This is a genomic window from Chryseobacterium proteolyticum (assembly GCF_046591535.1).
Taxonomy (GTDB): domain Bacteria; phylum Bacteroidota; class Bacteroidia; order Flavobacteriales; family Weeksellaceae; genus Chryseobacterium; species Chryseobacterium proteolyticum.
This window is the reverse complement of sequence record NZ_JBJLWK010000003.1, coordinates 856,035-881,765: the sequence shown is the minus strand read 5'-3', so window position 1 is coordinate 881,765 and position 25,731 is coordinate 856,035. Positions and strand designations below refer to the sequence as shown.

General features: G+C 35.0%; 21 protein-coding genes. 12 read left to right on the top strand and 9 right to left on the bottom strand.

Annotation, left to right across the window (positions count from 1 at the left end; translation table 11 throughout):
- Positions 1-118: 118 nt before the first annotated feature.
- From ACJ5H0_RS15115 to folE, 6 genes are all read right to left on the bottom strand, one after another.
- Entirely contained in the window at positions 119-1,792 is a 1,674-nt protein-coding gene (locus tag ACJ5H0_RS15115; RefSeq protein WP_411250126.1) for a 4-alpha-glucanotransferase, read from the bottom strand.
- Positions 1,770-2,774, bottom strand: coding sequence for a 4-alpha-glucanotransferase (locus ACJ5H0_RS15110; RefSeq protein ID WP_411250124.1), 1,005 nt, complete (start codon positions 2,772-2,774; stop codon positions 1,770-1,772). The genes ACJ5H0_RS15115 and ACJ5H0_RS15110 overlap by 23 nt, the downstream gene beginning before the upstream one ends.
- Positions 2,775-2,898: 124 nt before the next feature.
- A complete protein-coding gene (locus tag ACJ5H0_RS15105) occupies positions 2,899-4,065 on the bottom strand; it encodes a T9SS type A sorting domain-containing protein (RefSeq protein ID WP_411250122.1) in 1,167 nt (388 codons plus the stop codon).
- Between the two features lie 233 nt (positions 4,066-4,298).
- A complete protein-coding gene (gene cysS / locus ACJ5H0_RS15100; RefSeq protein ID WP_411250119.1) occupies positions 4,299-5,765 on the bottom strand; it encodes a cysteine--tRNA ligase in 1,467 nt (488 codons plus the stop codon).
- 153 nt (positions 5,766-5,918) lie between these two features.
- On the bottom strand, positions 5,919-6,350 hold the full coding sequence (locus tag ACJ5H0_RS15095) for a DinB family protein (RefSeq protein ID WP_172284377.1): 432 nt from the start codon (positions 6,348-6,350) through the stop codon (positions 5,919-5,921).
- Between the two features lie 5 nt (positions 6,351-6,355).
- Positions 6,356-7,021, bottom strand: coding sequence for a GTP cyclohydrolase I FolE (gene folE, locus ACJ5H0_RS15090; RefSeq protein WP_172284379.1), 666 nt, complete (start codon positions 7,019-7,021; stop codon positions 6,356-6,358).
- Between the two features lie 107 nt (positions 7,022-7,128).
- Here folE and ACJ5H0_RS15085 point away from each other — a divergent pair, with 107 nt between their 5' ends.
- The 12 genes from ACJ5H0_RS15085 (at position 7,129) to ACJ5H0_RS15030 (ending at position 20,883) form a co-directional block, all read left to right on the top strand.
- Complete coding sequence (locus ACJ5H0_RS15085) at positions 7,129-7,734, top strand: hypothetical protein (RefSeq protein WP_411250116.1); 606 nt, start codon at positions 7,129-7,131, stop codon at positions 7,732-7,734.
- A 109-nt stretch (positions 7,735-7,843) separates the two neighbouring features.
- Positions 7,844-8,275: a hypothetical protein gene (locus tag ACJ5H0_RS15080; protein ID WP_411250115.1), complete on the top strand. Its 432-nt coding sequence runs from the start codon at positions 7,844-7,846 to the stop codon at positions 8,273-8,275.
- A gap of 502 nt (positions 8,276-8,777) precedes the next feature.
- Entirely contained in the window at positions 8,778-9,779 is a 1,002-nt protein-coding gene (locus ACJ5H0_RS15075; RefSeq protein ID WP_411250113.1) for a cell wall anchor protein, read from the top strand.
- Positions 9,780-9,788: 9 nt separating this feature from the next.
- On the top strand, positions 9,789-10,265 hold the full coding sequence (locus ACJ5H0_RS15070) for a hypothetical protein (protein WP_411250112.1): 477 nt from the start codon (positions 9,789-9,791) through the stop codon (positions 10,263-10,265).
- A 46-nt stretch (positions 10,266-10,311) separates the two neighbouring features.
- The gene (locus tag ACJ5H0_RS15065; protein WP_411250110.1) at positions 10,312-17,040 is read left to right on the top strand and encodes an RHS repeat-associated core domain-containing protein; all 6,729 of its coding nucleotides are present in this window, start codon (positions 10,312-10,314) and stop codon (positions 17,038-17,040) included.
- A gap of 3 nt (positions 17,041-17,043) precedes the next feature.
- Positions 17,044-17,331, top strand: a complete 288-nt coding sequence (locus ACJ5H0_RS15060) for a hypothetical protein (RefSeq protein ID WP_411250108.1) — start codon at positions 17,044-17,046, stop codon at positions 17,329-17,331.
- 660 nt (positions 17,332-17,991) lie between these two features.
- Positions 17,992-18,384, top strand: coding sequence for a hypothetical protein (locus tag ACJ5H0_RS15055; protein WP_411250106.1), 393 nt, complete (start codon positions 17,992-17,994; stop codon positions 18,382-18,384).
- Between the two features lie 293 nt (positions 18,385-18,677).
- The gene (locus ACJ5H0_RS15050) at positions 18,678-18,872 is read left to right on the top strand and encodes a hypothetical protein (protein ID WP_411250103.1); all 195 of its coding nucleotides are present in this window, start codon (positions 18,678-18,680) and stop codon (positions 18,870-18,872) included.
- 5 nt (positions 18,873-18,877) lie between these two features.
- Positions 18,878-18,940: an LPXTG cell wall anchor domain-containing protein gene (locus ACJ5H0_RS15045; RefSeq protein ID WP_411250364.1), complete on the top strand. Its 63-nt coding sequence runs from the start codon at positions 18,878-18,880 to the stop codon at positions 18,938-18,940.
- A gap of 140 nt (positions 18,941-19,080) precedes the next feature.
- Positions 19,081-19,359, top strand: coding sequence for a hypothetical protein (locus tag ACJ5H0_RS15040; RefSeq protein WP_411250101.1), 279 nt, complete (start codon positions 19,081-19,083; stop codon positions 19,357-19,359).
- Positions 19,360-19,363: 4 nt separating this feature from the next.
- Complete coding sequence (locus ACJ5H0_RS15035; protein WP_411250099.1) at positions 19,364-19,681, top strand: DUF1493 family protein; 318 nt, start codon at positions 19,364-19,366, stop codon at positions 19,679-19,681.
- Positions 19,682-20,025: 344 nt separating this feature from the next.
- Positions 20,026-20,883, top strand: a complete 858-nt coding sequence (locus tag ACJ5H0_RS15030; RefSeq protein WP_411250096.1) for a hypothetical protein — start codon at positions 20,026-20,028, stop codon at positions 20,881-20,883.
- Positions 20,884-20,957: 74 nt separating this feature from the next.
- On the opposite strand, the gene metF is transcribed toward ACJ5H0_RS15030, so the two are convergent.
- From metF to ACJ5H0_RS15015, 3 genes are read right to left on the bottom strand one after another with little or no spacing between them, the layout of a single operon-like run.
- Complete coding sequence (gene metF, locus ACJ5H0_RS15025; protein WP_273650577.1) at positions 20,958-21,917, bottom strand: methylenetetrahydrofolate reductase [NAD(P)H]; 960 nt, start codon at positions 21,915-21,917, stop codon at positions 20,958-20,960.
- A 7-nt stretch (positions 21,918-21,924) separates the two neighbouring features.
- A complete protein-coding gene (metH, locus tag ACJ5H0_RS15020; RefSeq protein ID WP_411250093.1) occupies positions 21,925-24,585 on the bottom strand; it encodes a methionine synthase in 2,661 nt (886 codons plus the stop codon).
- Positions 24,586-24,592: 7 nt separating this feature from the next.
- Positions 24,593-25,684 (bottom strand): fatty acid desaturase family protein, encoded by a 1,092-nt coding sequence (locus tag ACJ5H0_RS15015; protein ID WP_411250090.1) that lies wholly within the window; start codon positions 25,682-25,684, stop codon positions 24,593-24,595.
- Positions 25,685-25,731 lie beyond the last annotated feature (47 nt).

Genomic DNA, 25,731 nt, shown 5'->3' with positions numbered 1-25,731 from the left:
ATATATAGTAGAATATCTCTATTCTATCTCTTTGATACGAATAAAAAAAAGAAGTTAAATCTTTTCATTCAACTTCTTTTAAAATATCATTAATTAATTGATAATCAATTGTTAAATCTTACTTCCGACCACTATCTTTTACCCAGTGACTGATTTTTTCATTAAATGCAGTTTTGTCCATTAAGCTTTCTAGGTTCAAATGCATGCGGTAACGCCAGTAATGAGGAAAAACAGCAGGATTATTAATTCTTTCATTATCCATTTCAGGATTTACAAGCTCTTCATCAGTCGCTAAATATTCCTGAAGAGGAAAAACCGCCAGCATAGCATCATTGTACAAATGCTGCTTCATAATGATTTCCGCCAAATAAGCGTTAAGATCTTTTGGAGCTTTTCCATATTGTATCAGCTGATTATTAAAATATTTTTGAGTTAAATCCGGATCCTCCTTCCACCATTGCCGTAAAGTTGAGCTATCATGTGATGATGCCGTAACCACATTCATATAATTTGCAATTTTGGGATTATAAAATGGAATATCATCCGAAGGCATACGCTGGACTTTTAGAGCTATGATACCGAGCTCATCCATCACTACAGGCACACAAGCCGGAACCATTCCTAAATCTTCCCCACAGATCAACATTTTTGTTGCGTTAAGTATCATAGGTAATTTTTCCATGGCCTTTTCGTACCAAAGGTGGTCTTGCCTTCTGAAAAAATAGTCGTGATACAAATTATAGATCGAATTCTTCTCCCAATCAGACAAATAAAAATAAGAATCCGTATTGTATACATTGAATCTTGGATGATACACAGTTTTCCCATTTCTCTCTTCTGTCACAAACAAAACATTTGCGCAAAGAGAAAGAAGCCTTTCTTCCAAAAAAGAATTCTCCTTATTTTTTTTGAAATAGTCCGATAATTTCCTTTGTGTATCAAACTCTTTTTTAAATGAGTAAGTTCCATCGGCATTCTTATTTACAAACTCCAGAACCTTACTACTCTCGTCTGCAAAATACTTCCATAAAATATGGTCATTAATAAAAGGCTTACAATACCGCTCAAAATTAAAAGGAATGTTCAGAGCTTTAAATTCCTCAGCTACTATAGGAACAGCTGGATAAAAATATCCGAGTATACCCTGAGTGGCGGATATGGGCATTCTCCATATTCTGAAAAAGCCTAAAATATGATCTATTCTCATGGCATCGAAATACTGCTCCAAAGCTTTAAACCTGTTCTTCCACCATCGACAATCATCTTTCTTCATGGCTTCCCAGTTATAGGTTGGAAATTCCCAGTTTTGTCCCAGTTCAGTAAACTGGTCAGGTGGTGCCCCAGCCTGGAAATCCATTCCAAACAGTTCTGGTTCAGCCCAGGCTTCTACAGAATACCTGTAAATACCAATGGGCAGATCTCCTTTTACCGAAACACCCAAACTATGAATATGATCTATAGTTTCCTTCAGTTGCTTATGAAGTTGATACTGAACCCAGGCATGAAGCATCGAATCATCATAATCTTTACTTTTTGCAGAAAAAAATGGGGCAATTTTTCCGGCAATATATTTTTTGTGTGTTTTCCAGTTATTAAAGTTGGGCGTTTTATATTTATCCCTCAATACACAAAACGCACAATAAGGAATCAGCCAGCTTTCATTATCTTTTATAAACTTTTTGAAGTTTCTGTCTTTATAAATCTTGGTCTTCTGCAAGCTAAAAACAGCTTTCAGAAATTTCCACTTACCGGCAATTACTTTCTCATAATCAATCAATTCTAAAGCATTCAATTCTTTTTTTTTCTGACTGATATTCTTCAACTAAATCATCAGGTAAAGCATAATCAAGATTTTCCAGTGAAATATATTGTGGGTGTAAAGCATAAACAGAAACAGCGGCATAAGGATAGGAATCCGTCCAGGAATAATTAGCTGTAGTGTCATTAATAGGAAGGATCTGAATAATACCAAGATCAGTCTTTTGTGCCCATTCGGCTAACTTTTTCATATCAGCAAATTCCCCTACACCAAACCCATCTTCACTCCTCAAAGAGAATACAGGAACTGCAACTCCTGCATCATGGTACATCTGATAAGCTTTAAATTTAAAATAATGGTTGGCAAGGACCTGTAAAACATCAGGCTGAAGATTAGGAACCGTAAATCTATTCTCACCAGTTTCTACGTCGACAACTTTCTGTAAACTTTTATCGTAAATACAATATTTATACTGTATAAATTCATTTTCAGGAATTTCCACTGTTGCTTCCCAAACTCCAAAGTCAGTTTGTGATAAATGAATTACCCTTTCATAATCCCAGCTACCTAAAGATTCAGTGTTCCCAAAAAGAACGACCTGCCAATCCGGGTTATAAATAGGAGCTTCAATCCTGAATAAATGAGTATGCTTTTTGAGAACCGTAATTTTCTCTGGAATAAACTGATTAAGTTTATTATAAAGAATTTTATTGTTGAGATAGTTTTCAGGAAAGTTCTTATTATTCCACTCATCAAAGATTAAAAATTCTTTATAATTATGGGGAAAATTCAAATGATGGGATACAAACTCTTCCCTCAGGACATTCCCTCTTTCATTGATATGTTGATATTTATAAGAAATAGATTTTGAGAAATAATCTACCTCACATTTCCATAAACCGTTTTCTGTGTAGAACATTTTATGAACTTTAGATGCAGCTCCTTCTTCTTTGATCACCAACTGTAATCCTTCTCCAATTTGCGCGCTGTATCCTACATTAAAGTATAATTTCATCTCTATTTTTTTATAAAAATACACTATAATCTCGAAAAACAAAACTTATTCAAGATCAAATATTCATTAAAAAAACCTTTTCAGTCACTTTGAAAAGGTTTTAAAATCATAAAAATTCAGGATATTATTTAGTGACAATAATCTTCTTATTTAATAATATTTTACCTGAGTCTTCTGTAAGATTTACAATATATGCTCCATCCACTAAATTGTTCAGGAATATTTTTTGGTTTAAGGTTCCTCCTTTAGCAGATATATTTTGTTTCATCACATTTTTACCAGACATATCAAACACATTAAGTATAATATTTTCTTTGATCTTTTGATCATTTATATCTATTGTAATAAAATGCTCGTTAACCTTCGTAGGATAAATATCTACGCGGGTTAAAACATTTGAGCTTACGGATTTATCGTTTACAAAATACTTACTTGCCAGGTCATAAATATGCAGATTCAGATCTCCGGGAATTTTATCCGCGGTTAATGTCTGCATATCCACCTCATACAATGGGGCTCCCTTTGCACTTGCAATCACTACCTTTCCTTTTGAATTAACGGCAGAACCATTCACTGAATAATTTTCAGGTAGACCGGTGATCTTCCCCACAAACCTTGCCTTAAGTTCTTTTTTCAGAATCTTAAAGACATTTCCTGATGTCGAAAAAACATAGAAATTACCGTCCGCATCAGCAATCATATCTCCACCAAAACCTGTTTCAATAGTTGTAAAAGAATTCTTTCCGTTAGATATATCATCATTAATAATTCCCAGGTCATGAACCGAATATTGATTACCTGTTCTGGTAATTTGTAAAAATTGAGTTCCTGCATTATTAATAGCATAAACATTTCCATCGTATCCTGTCGCCATTCTCGTTATATGGGAATTCATATCACACGCAGTTACTCTTGTTACGTTGTTTTCTACCAAAGTAATTTCTTTGGTTTTATTATTTAAAACATATACATTAGAAGAAAACATCGGCATGTATATCAGATTATTTGCCGACGGATCATAAGCTAAAGCAGCCATTGTTGCAGACTGGGCATGGTTATAAGAGTTTTTATCCTCAGTAACAGATCCGTTTCTCGACTGTGAAAATACTTTTGCCATAGAATCAGCTGTCAACACAGTTTCACCGGAAGTTCCATTGATAACATCCAGGGCCCGGAAATCATTAAAAATAATGCTCGGAGTATCTTTTCCGGTAAGTGCAAAGAAATCTTGCTGCCCGGAAGCTTTCACTCCTAATAACAGTAAGATGACAGGGAATAAATATTTTTTCATAATTAATAGGATTTATTATCACTAAGTTACATATTTTCTAGATTAAATAATAAAAAATACAATTATTTAAAAATTTAATAATACATCAGTAGCTTTAATTAGCATATTCATTAAATCTAATATTTATTCAAATAAAAAAATCCCACAGATTCTACTGATTTGAACAGACATTCTATTTGAAAGCTGCGTAATCCGTAAAACCTATGGGAGGTAATATGTAAAAAGATCTACTTTTAATTCAAAACATAAGTAGTTCCATCTCTGCCATCTTTTAGCTCTATTCCTTCAGCAAGTAACTTATCCCTGATCTGGTCTGAAAGCTCAAAGTTTTTAGATTTTCTGGCTTGATTTCTTAATTCAATCAAAACCTGTAAGGTCTGATCAAGCTTTTCATTATTATTTTCTTCAATAGGTTGTAGGCCCAGAACATCAAAAATAAAAGCATGTAAAGTAGATTTTAAATCAGCAAGATCCTCTGTAGAAATGGTTTCCTTACCGTCATTCAAAGCAAAAATAAATTTCACCGCTTCAAACAAATGCGCGATCAGTATTGGTGAGTTAAAATCATCTGTCAGCGCGTCATAAGCCTTCTCCTTCCACTCTTTAAGATTGAAACCTGATTCTTTACTATCATCCGGCATAACAGAATTCAGCACTTTTACGGCTTCCATCAGCCTGATAAATCCTTTCTCACTGGCAATCATAGCATCATTAGAAATGTCCAGGACACTTCTGTAATGAGCCTGAAGGAAGCAAAATCGTACGATTGACGGGTGGAAAGGCTTCTCAAAGAAATCATTTTCACCGGAAACCAGCTGCATCGGCAGGATATAGTTTCCTGTTGATTTACTCATCCGCTGGCTGTTCATAGTTAACATATTGGCATGCATCCAGTAATTAACCGGAGCTACATCATTGCAGGCTTTACCTTGTGCAATCTCACATTCATGATGTGGGAACTTAAGATCCATTCCTCCACCGTGAATATCAAATTTCTCACCGAGGTATTTAGTACTCATTGCAGTACATTCCAGGTGCCATCCCGGAAAGCCTTCTCCCCAAGGAGAATTCCATCTCATGATATGAGCAGGCGACGCTTTTTTCCAAAGTGCAAAATCCTGTGGGTTTTTCTTTTCCCCTTGCCCGTCCAGATCACGGGTATTAGCAAACAGTTCTTCTATATTACGTTTTGAAAGTTCCCCGTAATTCAATCCTCTTTTATTATACTCCAGAACATCGAAATAAACAGACCCATTACTTTCATATGCAAAACCTCTTTCAATTAACTTTTGAGTCAGCTCAATCTGCTCTACAATATGCCCGGTCGCCGTAGGCTCAATATTAGGAGGCAAAAGATTGAACATATCTAAAACTTTATGAAAATCCACAGTATATTTCTGTACGATCTCCATAGGCTCTAATTTTTCAAGACGGGTTTGCTTTACAAACCGGTCATTATCTACATTCCCATCATCAGTAAGGTGTCCCGCGTCTGTAATATTTCTAACATATCTTACTTTGTACCCTAAGTGCATTAAAGTACGGTAAATAAAATCGAAGGAAAGGAACGTTCTTACATTTCCTAAGTGTACATTGCTATAAACCGTCGGGCCACAAACATACATCCCAATGTTTCCTTCTAAAATAGGTTTGAAAATTTCTTTTTCAGCAGTTAGCGAATTATATATTTTTAATTGCATTGATTTTAAAATTAAAAGATTTAATGATTTATAATCTAGTTTAAAGTTTTAGTATTAAAAGATTGTGACCTTTTAACAACAGCATTTCTGGCAACAACAAATAATTGTGGTTACAAAAATTTTATCTGAAACTTTTTTTAAATTTTATCATTATTAAATTGTTTTTAAATGGTGCTGCAAATGATCCATATAATCCTGAATCAGATACTCCAGCGTATACACTCTCTGCTCTGTCTTTGAAGTATCACAATTTTTATGCAAAACCTCATCCGGCATATTTTCAACAACATTCACGATCTGAAGATTGAGATATTTCCAAAGATTGATCACGTCAGCTATCGGAATATTTTGATAGTTCTGAGCTTTCACCCAAAAATTCTGATCGTACACTATATTTTCATTTTCCTTGTATTGGGTAACCACAAATCTCCTGATATTGGTTAGTGCACTATCACAAAGATGACCTAAAATTTCTTTTTTGGACCACTTCTCAGCAGAAAATTTGTAACTCCATTCTTCTTCAGAAATCATTCCAAATCTTTTCACCTCCGCCTCCACGGTATCTTTTAAAATCTGATAATCCATTTCGATTAATCCAAAGTCGTATGGCTTCCTACATAGTGCAGGAATTCCTGTCTGGTAATAGGATTAGTCCTGAATATCCCACTTAATTCTGCCGTAATCGTAGAACTTGCCGTATCTTTAATTCCTCTGCAGTTCACACAAAGATGTTTCGCATCAATAATACACGCTACATCTTTTGTTCCCAAAGCTTCTTTAAGGGCATTTACAATTTGCATTGTAAGTCTTTCCTGAACCTGAGGTCTCTTTGCATAATAGTCTACAATCCTGTTAATTTTTGAAAGACCAATTACCTCACCATTTGAAATATAGGCAACATGTGCCTTTCCAATGATTGGTAAAAAATGATGCTCACAGAACGAATATACTGTAATATCTTTTTCCACCAACATCTGACGGTACTTATATTTATTGGAAAAAGTAGAAATTCCCGGCTTGTTTTCCGGAAGTAGTCCACCAAAAATTTCATTCACGTACATTTTTGCAACACGTTTGGGAGAATCTTTTAAGGAGTCATCCGTCATATCCATTCCCAAAGTTTCCATAATTTCCCCAAAAAGCTGGGTAATCTTTTCTATCTTTTCCTGTGGCGATTTATCAAAAGCATCTTCCCTTATAGGCGTATGTTCTTTTCCAGTGAAAATATCATCGTCGTTATCAGTAAAATCAACCATTTTTTATAATTTGCAACAAAAATACGGATAAAATCGATTCATTGATTTCAATTGAAACCAAAAACATTATCTTTCACCCTCTATTTTTATAAAATTTATGATTATTGTTGAAGAAGTACAGGACCAAGAACAAAAAAAAAGAATTTCTGCAGTTTCCAGCTGTACTTTATCAGCACGATAAAAATTACATCAGACCTTTAGACAAAGATATCGAAGAAGTTTTCGATCCCAGTAAGAATAAATTTTTCAAAACCGGTGAGTGCCAAAGATTTTTGTTTAAAAATAAAAACAATCAGACCGTTGGAAAGGTCGCTGTTTTTATCAATACTTTCTACAAGCAGGATCAGCCAACCGGAGGATTAGGTTTTTTCGACTGCATTAATGATCAGGAAACAGCTAATTTTATTTTTGATTATTGTAAAAACTGGCTGCACGAAAGAGGTATGGAGGCAATGGATGGACCGATTAATTTTGGAGAAAGAGATAAATTCTGGGGTCTCCTTTCAGATGGATTTTCACCTCCCTTATTTGGCATGAATTATAATTTTCCTTATTACAAAGATCTCTTTGAAAATTATGGATTCAGGTTATATTTTGAACAGCTTTGCTTTTCAAGACCTATCTTCGCGGACGTTTCACGGGTATTTAAGGTAATGCATGAAAAGCACCGCCGAAATCCGTCCATCTCTGCAGAGCCTATGAAAAAAAAATAATCTGGAAAAATTTGCAAAAGATTTCACGGAGGTTTATAATAGTGCCTGGGCAGCTCATGGAGAAGGAAAAAGACTGGAAGAAGGCAAGGTGCTGAAAATGTTCAAAACTATGAAGCCTATTATCAACGACCATATTTCATGGTTCGTTTATGAAAATGAAAAGCCGATTGCCATGTGGATGAATATTCCGGACGTGAATCAATGGATCAGATACCTCAACGGAAAGTTCGGATGTATAGAAAAATTGAAGTTCCTTTGGTACAAAACATTCAAAAAAAATGAAAAAATGGTCGGATTGGTTTTCGGCGTTATTCCCGAATGGCAAAGGAAAGGAATCGATGGATATATGATCTGGGAAGGAACCCAGCATCTGAGAAAACATACAGATTTTAAAGTAACCGAGCTTCAATGGATCGGAGACTTTAATCCGAAAATGATAAAAATTGCAGAAACTCTCGATACTACTGTGACCAGAAAGTTAATTACCTATCGGTATCTTTTTGATAGGAACAAACCTTTTGAAAGGCATCCTATACTTTAGTTCTATTTCAGAACGTTTCCAGAAATGGAAACTGATGGCTTTTTTTAATGTATTAAACTCTGCTATAATCTCCTGAACATTTTTTTTTGGAGATAAACAACAATCTACTTAGCATTTTTTTGCTAAAAGCCCATTCCATTCTATGAATATTTTTCAAAATTTTAAAAATCCAGATTTATTTTTTTCTTTATTTTTTTAAATAAATTACAAATACAGACCAGAATATCAAATTGTTACGTGTTTTAAATCTACATATAGTGAACATTTTATATGTTTGCAAAAACACAAATAAAATTTGATCACTGCATGAAAAATAATTTCCCCTATACATTTTAACAGATAAAATGTATTTCTAATGACTTTCCATTTTTAAAGGTTTATTCCCTTTAATTTTTTATGGACTTAATCCTTTTAATGATTCTGATTCAAAAATCAGGACCATCTAACCATTATACCCAAAAGTATATTTAAATCTACAACTATCGTAATAAAAAATTCAATAATGAAAAAAAGTTTACTCACTGGCATTATTTTATTCACTCAGTTACATTTTGCACAGCAGGCCGCTAATCTTCAGGTTCAGGATACAAGAAATGTAAATCCACTTCCATCTGAATATAATCGTGAATTTAAAGCTGAATTTAAGGACAGAGCTATCATTGAAGCACCCGGCACGGGAAAATTTTCAGGATTACTAACTATAGCTCCGTGGTCAGGAAATTCAGGAAATAAAAATCACCAGATCAATTTTAATGATGGAGGTGTATTTTATAGAAATGCTCTCCCGAATGATCCCAAATGGAGCAAATGGGGCAAGTTTCTTATCGAATCAAGTGAAGGTACAGTAGCCATCGGAGGTCCAACAGACCCTAATATTGCTTTTAAAAACTATGGAAGAGCTCAATTTTACACCAATATCAACAGTGATGGTGTTCAGGTAAGAAGTACAGTACAAAATGTAAGTTCAGGAATGGACCTGATGTGGCTTGTATATGACCACTATCAATCTAATGATGTAGGATTGCTTACACTTTCTTCTCCCCATACACAAGGGGATTGGGCAAAATACGTGTTCACTGTACGAGCAAATGGTAAGGTCCTTATCGGAACTTCATGGAATAATACAGCACTATCCGCCTGTAATGACTGTAATGAATATCGCTTGTTTGTAAAAGACGGAATAAAAACAGAAAAAGTAAAGATTGAAGTTCCTTCTACCAATGGATGGGCTGATTATGTCTTCGGGAAAGATTATCACCTTCGTTCGTTGGAAGAGGTCGAAAAGCATATTGAACAAAAAGGGCATTTGCCCAATATTCCTTCCGCTGAAGAAGTTGTAAAAAACGGAATCAATGTGGGTGAGATGGACGCCAAGCTACTGGAAAAAATTGAAGAGCTGACACTATATTCTATTGAACAAAACAAACAATTAAAATTTCAATCTGAAAAAATAAAGCAACTAGAAAAACAATTAAAGTCTCTTTTTTCAGGAAAAATCAAGTAAATGCAACTTATGAAAAGAAAAATATTTTCCTTCTCTGCCTTACTGATGGGATTCTTTGGTTTTTCGCAAACTGAAGTTTATTTCAAATACGATGAGGCTGGAAACCAGCGATATCGCGGTACTAATAACACGAGTAAAAAGGTTTCAGATGAAACAAAGAAAGAAAGTCAGGAAACCAGAACCATAGCTCCCTTGCAGCAAAATCCAGCCATGGATGAAAAAACATTCTGGAAACAAATCAGGCTTTATCCGGTTCCTGTGAACGATATTCTTACTATAGACTGGACCAACGAAGCAGACGGTCTTATTGAATCTATAGCACTGTATCAACATAACACCATCAACTGGAAATTCCGGAAGCAAAACATGCCTGATCTTAATAAAGAGATTAAAATCAATATGTCTGGCTACGATTGGGGAGTATATATCCTTCAGTTTACCTTAAAAGACGGAAGAGTTTTCAGCAGGAATGTTACAAAAAGGTAGTTGTTTAGACAAGAAAAATTAAGTATTACTTATTATTTTATCATCTATGAAATTTTTATACTCGTTTATTATTTCATTCTGCTCAGTATTGGGCTTTTCACAAACAATTTTATATCAACAGGAAAACGCCTCACGAACAGTACAGGACCCACAGGCCATACTACTGGCACAGGGATTCAAAGCAGCTGCGGATACCTCAAATCCATTTGTGGCAAAGATTGGACCTGCTACAGAAAATCCGGGAGGAGGTCCAACAGATTCTAATGCAGGAGCAACCAATCCATACGGCACAACTGCCCCGGAAGGACAAAGCTTCCATGATACGAAAGGAAATATTGAAGTATCCGAGTCAGGTCAATTACAATTTACCCTGCCCATAGCTTTGCCTCCCGGGATAAAAAGTGTAGCCCCACAAGCTAATCTTATTTACTCCAGTGGTTCCGGAAATGGAATTGCGGGATATGGATGGAGTTTATCAGGAATCACCTCGATTTCAAGAACTGGAAGGAATATGGAAAAAGATGGTGAGATTAAAGGAGTTCAGTTAGATGAGTCTGATTATTACAGCTACAATGGACAAAGACTGATCTTAAAATCCGGGGAATACGGAAAAGATGGCTCAGAATATGTGACGGAAAAATACTCTAATATTAAAGTAAAATCAATAGGAACAATAACCGGGCAAGCATGGAAAGGGCCATTATATTGGGTGATTACTTTTGAAGACGGATCTCAAGCCTGGTATGGAGCGACCACTTCAGGAAATAGTCCGGCAAGAACTCCGGTAGACTACAATATTGTAAAATGGAAAGATGCTCAAGGTAATTATATTAGCTATCAATATACTCAATCCAATAATGTAGCCATCATTTCAAATATACAATGGGGAGGAAATGAAAATAGTAATACCGCTCATTTTAACACTATTTCATTTAATTATGAAGCAAGACAATTGACAGAGACTTCTTATCTTAAGACACAGAGCTTTATCCAGTCTAATTTACTAAAAGACATTACCGTCCATACCAATGGTCTCTTATTTAAAAAATATAAGATTCTCAATGAGCTTAATAGTGATAATAAATATCAGCTGGTAAAGTCGATTACTGAGCAGAATGCTAAGCAAGAGTCTGCCAATCCTATACTTTTCACCTATGAAAACGCCACGGTGAAAGATTGGAAAGAATCCCGAATTTACGATGTGAATGGAGATAATAAAGGAATTAATGGAGATTTTGATGGCGATGGAAAAGTTGATGTATTAAGAAATGAAGGAACCAATATTATTTTATATAAAGATGTTTTTGGAAATAATATCAAAGTCCCTGTTGGAAGTCTTGCTTACATGAATGCCCAAATCTGGTCATCAAGTACTTCTTTTACCATAAAAAATACACAAAACCAGTTATTAACACGACAAGGTTGGGTTACACTAGAGCAAAAAACAATTAATGGAACTCTAAAAAAAGATTTAATCATACGTGGGTATTCTGTGAACGATGATAATCAACTTATAGCAGAGTTTGAGAAAACTTTATCTGGAGACAAATATGATTATTCTTCATCCAATGATTACGAATATGCACCTTATCCTAATAACCCCTCCTATACTATAACTTTAAACAGCTCTCTAAACTCAACTCTTGAAGCAAGTAAAGAACTTGATCTTGACGGAGACAATCAGTCTGAACTGATCTTGAAAATTACAGATATGTATTGTAACGATGAGGTAACTAATAATCCGGATCAGGATCAAACATTTCCTATCATTGATAGGAAGTGTAATAATAATTCCAGAACGATGATTGTCTCTCTGTATGATAATATGCAAGTTTCTCATGCGGGAGGGGGAACAAAATCTTTATTTGAGTCATTAGCCGGAGATTTCGATGGCGATGGTGTCCTTGAGTTTATTTCTTATAATGGGTCCATAGAGAGTTATAAAAAAGGGCAAAATGGCTTTACTGCAACAATAAGAAATATATCTCGCCTGGAAGGCGTTTTTGACAGGGCTATTGTAGGAGATTTTAATGGAGACGGAAAAGCGGATTTAATGATTCCCCAAGCAGACAAATCATCTCATTGGAACTTATATATTTCCAATGGAGTGGGTTTTATAAAAGAAGTAAAAAATAACCTGGCCTATTTTACCTTGAATTACGAAACGAGTAAGGAGGGAGTGCATAATACGTTTTTCGAATCTGGGTGTGGGTATGCCACGTTTACGGGGCAACTTTTTGCTGCTGATGATTTAGACGGAGACGGAAGATCAGAATTCATTGCAACTACTGTTTCTTTTGTTGATCATAGTTGGAACAATCATTTTAACTGGGAAAATACCAGCGTTTCCTCAAAAGTTTTTACTACAGCAAATTCTAATGGAGTACCTATCGTATTCACTCAACATGGGCCGACAAAGAATTTTTATTTTAATCAGGTTGTCGTTCCTTTCGCAACAACAACGATGTATAGAGATGGAAAGAAAGTCATTATTCTTGGGAAACCTCAAAACTGTGGCAAAACCGATTGTGAAAGGTTTATTTTTCTTGAAGCTAATGGCTTTAGAGATACCGGCACTTACTCAAGAATTTCTTCCATTGTGCAAGGAGATCTAAGTACAAATATAGAATACAAGGAACTGAACCCCTCTACCAATCCCAATCTTTATGCTTCAGTAAAAAAAGAAGAATACCCTTATATTGAGGTAAATAAATTTTCTGGATTGTATGCAGTATCACAACTACTTCAGACCACCAATAACGGAGTCCGTAAACAAGATTTCCGTTATAGAGGATTTGTAAGTCATTTGCAGGGTCGGGGAAGTATTGGCTTCCGCCAGACCGCCCGTTCTTCGTGGTATGCAGATGGGTTTGAAGCTACCAAAATCTGGTCCGGAGTAGAGATCGATCCATTGAATGAGGGCGTTCCTGTAAAAGAATGGTCTATCCGTACCAATAACGAAAATATGATCTTCCCCGCCAACATCTCTGAAAACAACACCCAACTTTTAAGCTTTAAATCAACCATTTACGAAAGACAACAACTGGTAGACGGACAGGTTACAACCAATATTACGGAGGCAAACCAGCATAAGGTAGTGGTAGCCATTATACCTACGACTAATAAAATCAAGGATTTTTTAACCAATACCCTTACAGCAAGCACGATTATCTATGGAGATTATTATCTTCCTGCAAAAAGGGAAACCAGAATCAACAATAACTTTGCTATAACTACTTCAACCTTTGACTATTTCCATAATCCATCAGGAACAGGAACCAATTATTACATTGGTCGTCCGAAAATTAAAGAGGATGTTGTACAGGCTTATGGGGATACCAAAAGAACCAAAGAAGAATATACCTATGAAAATAACCTGTTAAAAACACAGATCACCTGGAACAGAAATAATACCGAATCTATAACAGAAACCTATAACTATGATGCCTTCGGAAATATTACAAAAAGGGCAATAAGTAATAGTATAGATTCACGGATTCAGAGTACGGAAAGCAGGTATGATCCTAAAGGCCGTTTTGTGGTAAAAAAAATGGACAATTTAGGTCTTGAAACCAATATTGTGTATAATGACTGGGGGCAGATTGAAAAGCAAATCGATCCATTAGGCAATACCTTAGAAAATAAATATGATGGATGGGGTAAACTCTTAACATCCAAAACCAATCTGAACGGAATCACTTCTTATCAATATGAGAGAGATAGTAATACTAATATTATGATGACTCAAAATGATCCGGATGGGAATATAACTAAAAAGTATACCAATAAACAAGGCCAGGAATATAAGACTTCCACTAAAGCCTTTGGACAAGGGCAATATATTTCTAAAGAAACTCAATATGATGTATTGGGTAGAAAAATCAAAGAAAGCGAACCCTATTTTGAAGGTCAATCAGCCAATCAGTGGAATAGTATTTCGTATGATGATACTGTATTTCCAGCTAAGATAACGGCGACCTCATTCAATGGCCAGAAAGCAGAGACTTCTGTTTCAGGGCTGACCACAACGGTCAAAGAATTGAATGGCTATGGAAGAACAACCACCAAAACAACAGATGCCTTAGGAAATGTAATTTCAAGTACTGATAAAGGAGGAACCATTCAATTTAGCTATAATGCTGCTGGTGAACAAATCAAAGCCCAATACGCTGAAAATATCGTCACGACAAAATATGACTATTGGGGCAGAAAATCAGAATTTAATGATCCGTCGAATGGAATCTATAAATATGAATATAATGGTTCCGGACAACCTAAAAAGATTATTAGCCCCAAGGGAACGAAAGAATATACTTATAATAATCTAGGTCAGCTTATTTCCCAGAAAGAAATTTCTACAATGGACGGTGGGGAAGCCACTAACAAAAATATCACTTTCTCTTATGATGACAAAGGAAGGGTGATTTCAAAATCAGGAACCTCTAAAGGTCAGGCATACAATTCCAGCATAATTTATGATCCACAGGGAAGAGTTTTATCCTCATCGGAAAGCAGCAATGGAAAATACTTTATCCAAAAAGGAATTACCTACGATGATAAAGCAAGAGTGATTTCCTATGAAAAACAACTCTATTCTTCCGGGGTATTGACTAAAATACAAATAGAAAATTTCTACAGCAATTGGAATGGGGAACTGCTTCAGGTAAAAGACAAACAGACAGGTAAAACCCTGTGGCAGCTTCAGGAAACCAATACCAAAGGTCAGGTTCTAAAAGCTATGCTGGGTGCAACCAACATCAATAACACCTATGCAGCTGATGGTTTCTTAACCCAGGTCAATCACTCTTCCAAAGTAAAAGCAAGTATCTTACAGCTTTCCTACTCTTTTGATGCCATCAAAAATGAGTTGAAAAGCAGAACAACCGGAGGAGATTTTAACATCATTGAATCTTTTGATTATGATGACAATAACCGTCTGGTTAACTGGACCAATCCGGTAACAGGGGCTAAACCATCAAATAATAGGAATGTCTACGACGTAAAGGGAAGAATCACCCAAAACGATCAGGTAGGAACAATTAAGTTTGAGAACAGCCAGAAGATCTATCAACCTACAGGAATGACCCTGAATGCAGCAGGAACACAGAACTACAATAATGATTTGATTCAAAGCATTGTTTATAATGAAAACAATGACCCGGTATACATCGATGGTGAAAAAGGAGATGTGGCATTCCAGTATGGCTTAACCAATATGAGGCAAAGGGTGAACTATGGCGGTAACTTTACTACTAATGGAGAAGGAAAGTTTACAAAATTCTATAGTGAAGACGGAAGTTTTGAAGTGATTAAAGATAACGCTACAGGAAGAGAGAAACATATCCTGTACATTGGTGGCAATCCATATGACAGCAATATTGTATATTTGAAAGACTATACAGAGAGCAGTGGATCTTATAAATTTTTGCACAAAGATTATATCGGAAGTATTCTGGCGATTAGCGATGAGGCAGGAAATAAGCTGGAACAAAGGCATTTTGACGCATGGGGTAACTTTACCCATCTTAAAATTGGGAATGGAGCTATTATTACCGATCAAAATGTAATTCGTAATTCATCACTCTTAATTGAAAGAGGCTACACCAGCCATGAGCATTTTACAGAAGTGGGAATCATTCATATGAACGGAAGATTATATGATCCTCTCTTAAGAAGATTCTTGAACGCAGATGAGAATATCCAGGACCCCACCAACACCCAGAATTATAATAAGTATGGATATGTATTGAATAATCCTTTAATGTTTAATGATCCCAGTGGAGAAGAATTGGTCACATTATTAGGGATTTCAATGTTTGCAATATGGAAAGCTGTATTTATAGGAGCTGCTGTAGGGCTGGTATCTTATACATTGACACTGGGACTCACAGGAAATATAGATAAATGGAGTTTTGGGGGAGCCTTAAAATCGATGTTCTTTGGCGCGGTCGGGGGTGCTGCTACCTTTGGGATAGGAACTATTTTTTCCGCCGCCGCGAAAACCTTTGGTAATGCACTATTACAAGCCGGGGCTCATGGTCTCTCACAAGGAGTATTGGGAATGGTGCAAAATAATGGCAGTGGGTTTCTTCAGGCTTTTGCTTCTGGAGCTCTGGGAAGTTTAGGGGCAGCAGGTTTTCAGAAACTTGTAGGCGATGCTGCCAATAGTGCCGTGGGTACGATTGCTTTTGGAGCCTTAGCAGGAGGGATTGGATCAGAACTCACAGGAGGAAACTTCTGGCAAGGAGCCGTTATCGGTGGTATCGTTGCTGGATTGAATCATGCGATGCATAGGATTAGTCTAAAATATGCAATTGATACCGAATTAGAGAATACAGATATAGATCCTAACGGAATTCCAAAGAAAGGAGATATTTCAACAGTAAAAACTTTAGTGAAGAAAGTATCTTCCTTAAAAACTATTTCTAGATTATCAAATGACACAGCGCAATATCAATATAGTCCTGATTTGGAAGATGTTGCTGTTACACCAGCAACTGGAAAAGGTAACACAATTTATTTTGGTCCTAAAGCATTCAGTTCTTATCGTACTTTAGCATTAACGATTGGTCATGAACTTATGCATGTTTATCACAATTTCATGCCTTCTATGAGAGCTACTTGGAATCAAAAATATGGTGATTTGAATGGTAAATATATTTCAGAATATCTGGCCCATTCTTGGTCAAATGCAATGGTAAATGGAACTAATTATCTTTATTCGTTAGATCTTAAAAATAAATATTGGAAATTGGCGAAAAATTTTAACTTTTAAAATATGAAAATTTTTATAATAATCTTTTTTCTTCTCCTATTAGGAAATAATTTACTAATTGCACAGAAGAACTATTTTTTTAATTTTGACAAAGATACAGTAGAATTAAATGATGCTTTAACAGGATATTTTTTTAAACTTAGTAATTTAAAAGAAAAAATTTGTTTTGATAGAAAAACAAAATTTATATTCAACTTAAGTGATAATGATAATTATCTTTTTGATGCGAATATTATATCCGCAAACAAATGTACTTCTAAAAAAAAATCCAATGGTAAGGTTTTCATTTAATATGAATAAAATAAATAGAAAAGATTCAAAAAATCCTGAAGTTTATATTACAAATGTTTTTTTACTATACTATTTTAATAATCATCCAAAAATAGAAAAATTACCTAAAATTAGTATTATAAAATAAACACATCATTGAAACTCTCGTTGCTGGATTGAACCACACATTGCATACTCCCAAAGGATCAGGAAATGGTAATAAGAAAAAAAGCAAATTATAAAATACAAAGACAAAATAGTCCTTGGGATTTAAATAGAGATGGGAGAATTGATTTAAAGCAAATAATTGGTATAGAAATGGAAATGGTCAAGCAGTTACATTAGATGCTAGTAAAGTAGATTTAAATTTTATAGATACGACGACATGGAAAGCTGGTAATGATTACTATGTGCAAACTCTTTTCAGCTCAAATGAAGGAAGGGTTTTGGGAAATATAAAAGTTAATTATCTAGGAAATAATAAGGTAACTATCTATCCTGATACATACAATTTTGAACAGCACAGCTCATACCTTAGTTCTCCTGTAAGAAATACAGCAAACTCCATAGGAAGATGGGTTGCAGGAGAAGGAACGGAGTTTCAAATAAACTTTAAAGGTGTAAATACAATCATACATAAAACTTAACCAACAAGAATTTATCCTTAAAATTTTTATCAGAATGAAAAAGTATTTGTTAATAGTATCATTGGGTATTTTATCTTTATTGACTATTTTTTTGATAGTAACGACTAATTACAATTTTTCTGATTTTACAGAAAAAGGACCTTCTGGATATGTATTTATTTTTGAAGGAGGCAAACAAAATAGTATAATGAAAGATGATAAACTTATCATTGATAGCGGGGCTGTAGACTTTAAATATAATAACAACTATATAACTTTTTCTGTTGATACCACTTATTCCATGAAGCCTCAAGAAGTAAGTAAATCAAAATTAGCATATTATCTTTATGATGTTAAAAAGAATGTTTTAAATAAAGAGATTGGCTTTGACGAATTTAAAAATCTAATAAAAGAAAAATCTTTGGAAGACATTGATATTACTAAATAAAAGCTAATTTTCCTTTTCTTCCTAAAAAATGAAAGTTGGAGTAAATCAAGCCAGAGCTCATAGATTATCGCAAGAGTCCTAAGAGAGGGACAGAGTAATGTTAGTGGGTTTCCCGCGGCGAAAACCTTTGTTAATGCACTATTACGAGCCGGGGCTCATGGCCTCTCACAAGGAATATTGGGAATGGTGCAGAATAATGGCAGTGGTTTCTTCAGGCTTTTGCTTCAGGAACTCTGGGAAGTTTAGGGGCAGCAGGTTTTCAGAAACTTGTAGGCGATGCTGCCAATAGTGCCGTGGGTACGATTGCTTTTGGAGCCTTAGCAGGAGGGATTGGATCAGAACTCATAGGAGGAAACTTCTGGCAAGGAGCTTTGATTGGAGGTGTAGTTGCAGGATTAAATCATGTGGCGCATTTGGGAGACGCGCCCGATAATGGTTACGATAAAGATGTTATGATCATTCTAATAAATAGAGTACGAATTATCTAGTTGGTATAGTATTAATCATTTTAGGATTAGGATTTTATTTCTTGACCAAAAAAAAAGAAAAATTATGAGGACAAATCAAATGATCCTAGTCCTTATTCAAGAAGCCAAAATATAGGAGGATATATTTTTATGATAATATTAATTATTTTTGGAGTGATTTCGCTATTCAGAGGTTGTTCTTAGTTGTCGCTGGATTAGTTTAAGCAAAATGGGAGTAACTAATCTCAGTAAAGCTAAATTAGGTATTCCTGTTCTAGGTAAGGCTAGTAAAACCGTCTTAGAATCTTCTCTTCACTACTCTAAAATTTATGGTTATAAAAAGATAAATTTATTGGGTGGATTAATAAAAAAACTTCCATATTTCACTGGAGTTAAAGCCGGGATGACAAGGAATTGGGCTAGTTTTTATGGTCGAAATGCTGTTTGGTTCGGTGCTGGAAGATTCAGTATAGGAGGAGGATTAATCTATAATAATATAAACAAATAATTAAATGGATACAACTGATATTGTAGTAGATTATTTTAAAAAACGTGGGTATTATAATGAAGAACTGAAATATAAAACAATTATTAATGATAAAAATGAAGATTTTATGGATATGGAATGTCTATTTGAATCTTTTTTTAAAAATTTCAATATTAAAAACAGTAATGAGTTTAATGTAAATAAGTATTTTTACAATAATTTTCTGATAGAGAAATTTTTAATAAAAATAGGAATTAAGACTAATACCATTTCTAAACCTTCAATAACAATCGCTCACATGATAAAAGTAGCAAAAAGGCAGAAATGGTTTGATCCGGAATGAAAGAACTAGCTCCTTGCCTTTGCGAGGAGCTAGTTTTTATAACACAGTCATTATCATCCAAAACACTGATGCTGCTCTGATAAGTAACTCGGGAAACACTTATGCTTAAGATTAGCTATGTATAATAAAGCAGGGTATTCTGTAAATGGAGATTGGATAGGTGGTGGATTGAGATATTATTCTTCCGCTAAAAGAATGACAATGAATTATTTGAATAATTTCGGATGACAATACACTTATATTATAGTTAACCAAATACCTCGAAGCATAAGATGAGTAGACTACCCTATATATTTTTATTAATTTTGTTATATTCTTGTAATCAAAATAAAAAGAAATCATATTTGAATGGATTTGATGTTTCACCTGATATTAAGACTATAATTTTCTCTTACAAAGAGGATTCACTATATTCTGTATATGCTAAGCTTATTAATACCAATAATAGAATAACATACAATATTTTCAAAGGTCCCGGAAATTATGTTAACCCAAAATATTCTGATAATGGTAAAACTATAATTGCTTTATATTATCCTAAAAATAAATTACGTCCCGAATTTCACTTTTACGATCTCCTTAGTCATAAAATAACTAAGAAAATTAAAGTTGGTGATGGATTTATTTCCGATTATATATTTTCACAATCCAATAAAATATTTTATCTGCAAGCGAAAACTTTTCAATCGTATTCTCCAATTGTACCAAATGCTTATCATAATTATGACATTTATGAATTAGACATAAATAATTTAAAATCAAAAAAAATTTCAAATTTAAACTCATATTCTATGCAGGAGATTTTAAATGTAGGAAAAGATAGCTTAGTAATTTCTATGCAAGGATACCCAGCTGGAAGTGGTTTGTTTTTCTTTAATACAAACCATAACATAACGAATCCAAAAACACTTAATAAAATTATGATTACAAACGACACATTACGAAATTCTACAATGTATTCTAATCCTGTATTACTGACAAATAATAATGTACTATGCGCATCATCATTTCAATTAGTAATGTTAGACTTAAAAGCTAAAAAAGAATTTCCTGTTTTGCCATCTACAGGTTACCATTATAATATTATAAGAAGTGTAAATGACGTAATTTTTTATCAACAGAACGACAATACAAATAATATATATTATTTCAATTTATATGAAAAGAAGATAAATTCTATAAACATTCATTACCCGCAATAATTCGGATTATCCTATTTTATAAAAAAACCCCTGTTGACAGAACAACAGGGATTCCTTTCATTAATACTCCTTCATTAAAATAATTCCCCTGCGACTTTCTTTATGTTATCACTTTTACCCATAGAATAAAAATGTAAAACAGGCACTCCAAAATCCAGAAGCTCCCGGCACTGATTGATTGCCCACTCTACCCCAATTTGCTTTACAGCTTCATTGTTTCTGGCATTTTCAACTTCACTGATCAATTCTTCGGGCAAATCGATTTTAAATACCTGTGGTAATAATTTTAAATGCTTTTTGGTTGCAATAGGTTTGATTCCCGGAATAATAGGAACCGTAATTCCCATTTCCCTTGCTTTGTGAACAAACTCAATGTACTTTTTATTATCAAAAAACATTTGCGTGACGATGTAATCTGCACCCGCATCTACCTTTTGTTTTAGCCATTTAAGGTCATAGTTCATTGAAGGGGCTTCAATATGCTTTTCTGGATATCCTGCAACTCCAATACAGAATTTATTCAGTTCGTCACCAACCTCATCTTCATTATGAAGGTATTTTCCACGTCCGAGATCATTAATTTGATATACAAGATCCATCGCACTTTCATGTCCGCCTGGAGTTGCTTCAAAATACTGATGTCCTTTCATCGCATCTCCCCGCAGTGCCATAATATTCTCAATCCCGAGATACATACAATCTACCAAAAGGTACTCTGTTTCTTCTTTTGTAAAGCCTCCACATAATAAATGGGGGACGGTATCTACATTATATTTATGCTGAATAGCAGAACATATCCCCAGGGTTCCGGGGCGCATTCTTGTAATTCTGCGTTCCATCAGACCATTTCCTTTATCAAGATAAATATATTCTTCCCTGGAAGTTGTAACATCAATAAAAGGCGGTTTGAATTCCATCAAAGGATCTATATTCCTGTAAAGGTCCTCAATACCAATTCCCTTTTGTGGCGGAACCACTTCTAAAGAGAATAAAGTCTTTCCATTTGCTTTTTTTATATGTTCAGTAATCTTCATGCTTGTTTTAATCTGCTAAATTAGGTGACAGCCATTTTTTGGCTTCCTGAATGCTACACCCCCTTCGTGCGGCGTAGTCTTTTAATTGATCTTCTGTGATTTTCCCCAATCCGAAATATTTTGCATGCGGGCTGCCAAAATAATATCCGGAGACTGATGCTGTTGGGAACATCGCTAAACTTTCGGTAAGATAAACGCCTATATTTTCTTCTACTTTTAAAAGATCCCAAATAGTTTTCTTTTCCAGATGGTCAGGGCAAGCAGGATATCCGGGAGCAGGGCGTATTCCTTTATATTTTTCGGCAATAAGTTCCTCATTGCTTAGCTCTTCCTGTTTTGCATACCCCCAGTATTCTGTTCTTATTTTTTTATGTAAAAATTCAGCATATGCTTCAGCGAATCTGTCTGCCAAGGCTTTTACCATAATGGAATTGTAATCATCATTCGCCTTTTCATATTCTGCAGAAAGCTCATCTGTTCCAAAACCTGTTGTTACGCAGAAAGCTCCCATATAATCTGTTTTTCCTGAACTTTGGGGAGCGATAAAATCACTTAATGCGAGATACTCTTTGCCTTTTGACTTTTGAACCTGCTGTCTTAAAGTCAAAAACCTGGTCTGCTCCTGATTATTTTCATCAAAGATGATAATATCATCCGTTTCATTAGAATTGGCTCTAAAAACTCCAAATATGGCTTTTGCAGTAAGAAGCTTCTCATCAAGAATTTTTTTCAGGATCACCTGAGCATCTTTAAAGAGTTCTTTTGCCTGAGTACCTACTACCTCATCCTCTAATATGTTCGGGTATTTCCCATGAAGATCCCAGCTCCTGAAGAAAGGTGACCAGTCAATAAACGGAACCAATTCATTCAGATCCTGATCCTGAAAGATTTGTACACCGATATTATTGGGTGTAAAGATATCTTCACTTTCCCATTCTATTTTAAAATGATTTCTTCTGGCTTCTTCAATAGAGACGTAGTCTTTATCGATCTGTCTGTTCAGGAACTTTTCACGGAAATCAGAATACTCATTTTTTAAGTCATCCACGTACTCCTTATTCCGGTCTCCCAATAAAGAACTTACCACATTTACCGCCCGGGAAGCGTCGTTTACATGTACAACAGCGTTTTTATATTTCAGGTCTATTTTTACGGCTGTGTGCGCTTTTGATGTGGTAGCTCCTCCTATTAGTAAGGGAAAATCCAGATTCTGCCTTTCCAGCTCAGCAGCAATATACACCATTTCATCAAGGCTTGGTGTAATTAAGCCGCTCAGTCCTATAACATCCACTTTTTCTTCAATTGCCGTCTGAATAATTTTTTCAGCCGGAACCATTACTCCAAGGTCTACGATTTCATAATTATTACAACCCAAAACAACACTAACAATATTTTTTCCGATATCGTGAACGTCTCCTTTTACGGTAGCCATAAGTATTTTACCATTCGCAGGTCTTGAACCATCTTTTTCCGCTTCGATGAAAGGCTGAAGATAGGCAACTGCCTTTTTCATTACCCGTGCAGATTTAACTACCTGCGGAAGAAACATCTTTCCGCTTCCGAATAAATCTCCTACAACACCCATTCCCGTCATCAGGTTGACCTCAATAACATGCAATGGTTTTTCTGCTTCTTTTCTTGCTTCTTCTACATCTTCTTCTATAAAACGATCTATTCCCTTTACCAAAGCATGGGTAATTCTGTCCTGAAGAGGTTTTGTTCTCCATTCCAGATCTTCCGTTTTCTCTTTTTTTACAGACTTATGCTTTTCAGAATAATCCAGAAGCCGCTCAGTAGCATCTTCCCTTTTATCTAGAATAACATCTTCTACAAGCTCCAGTAATTCTTTATTGATTTCATCATACACCTCTAGCATCGCAGGATTCACAATCCCCATATTCATTCCTGCCTGAATCGCATGATAAAGAAAAACAGAGTGCATCGCTTCTCTTACCGTATCATTCCCCCGAAAGGAAAATGAAACGTTACTAACTCCACCACTTACAGAGGCATAGGGAAGGTTTTGTCTAACCCATCGTGTTGCATCGATAAAATCCAAAGCATTTCTTCTATGTTCATCCATTCCTGTTGCAACAGGGAAGATATTTAAATCGAAAATAATATCCTCAGCAGGAAAATCAATCTGATTAACTAAAATATCATATGATCGCTTTGAAATTTCTATTCTTCTGTCTAAGGTATCTGCCTGTCCTTCTTCATCAAAAGCCATCACAATAACAGCAGCACCATATCTTTTTATTGCTTTTGCCTGTCTGATGAATTCTTCTTCCCCTCCTTTTAAACTGATAGAATTCACCACACATTTTCCTTGAACAACCTGTAGTCCTGCTTCCAGGATCTCCCATTTGGAAGAATCCACCATAATGGGAATTCTCGCGATATCAGGTTCGGAAGCAATCAGATTCAGGAATTTAACCATTGATGTTTTACCATCAATCAGTCCGTCGTCAAAATTAACATCGAGGATCTGCGCTCCCCCTTCCACCTGATGTCTTGCAATATCTAATGCTTCAGGAAATTTTTCTTCTTTGATTAATCTTAAAAACTTTTTAGAACCGGCAACATTAGTCCTTTCACCAACGTTGATGAAATTACTTTCCGGTGTTATGATAAGAGGCTCAAGGCCCGATAATCTTAAATATTTCATCAATTTTTTATTCTTCTAAAATGTAATATGCATTATTTGCATTTTGCCTCAGCAAATCAACATGTTTGCCTAAAGCAGTAAAAATTGGAAATCTTTTGTATACTAAACCATGTTCTCTAGCAAACTCTTCTATTTCTTCTGTTATCTCGTTATAGTACATATAGCTATAATTTGGAAAGAGGTGGTGAGCCACATGAAAATTGAAATTCCCCAATACATTTCTGATCATCCAATTATTATTGGTTAAATCATTGGTTACTTCCAACTGATGCCGAATCCAGCTGTATGGAAGTGAGTTTTTCTCATCTAATTTTGGAAAAGCATTATCAGGAAGCGGATGTAATGGCAATAAAACAAACAAAGCAAAAATGCTTGCTGTAATGACCTGTAAAAACCAGGCTCCTATCGCCAATCCAATCGAAACTTTAAAGAATACAACAGGAACAACAATCTGATAAAAGAAATAAAAGAGTTTATAAACAACCATCTTTACTTTCTCAATAACCGGAATGGCGCCCTGGGTTTTTAAAATAACCCTTTCCTTATCAAAGAAATCCCTGAAATCCCTGATAAACATCCAGTTGAATAAATATAAAGGATACACCAGAAAGAAAAACAGATGCTGGTATTTCTGCACTCCTTTTGCCCGGATCCATGGAACAATCAGCAGTAAACCACTCTGCTCTATATCAGTATCCCATCCGTCTACATTCGGATATGCATGATGGCTTGCAATATGCCTTTTCTTCCAGATATAAGAATTGGCTCCCACAAAATCAAAAATTTGCAGTACCCAGCTATTTAATCTTTTGTTTTGGAATATATTATTGTGAGCTGCTTCATGAATTAAATTCAGATAGATCAAAACCAACATAATTCCCATTAACACAAAACTCAAAATATAAAGCAAAGATTTCTCAACATTAATCAACGCAAAAACATATAGCCCAATATAAATAAGGGGCAATAAAACAGCTTTAATCTGAATGTAGATATCTCTGTTTTCCTCTATGTTTTCGACTCTCTGGTTCACCTTTTTTCTTAATTCATTAAAGATTTTTGTGTCTTCTGCACTCTTTAAGTAACTCGGCTTTTCCATATGATTAGTTTTAGTTTAACTTAAAAATAATAATACTAAACCGTTAT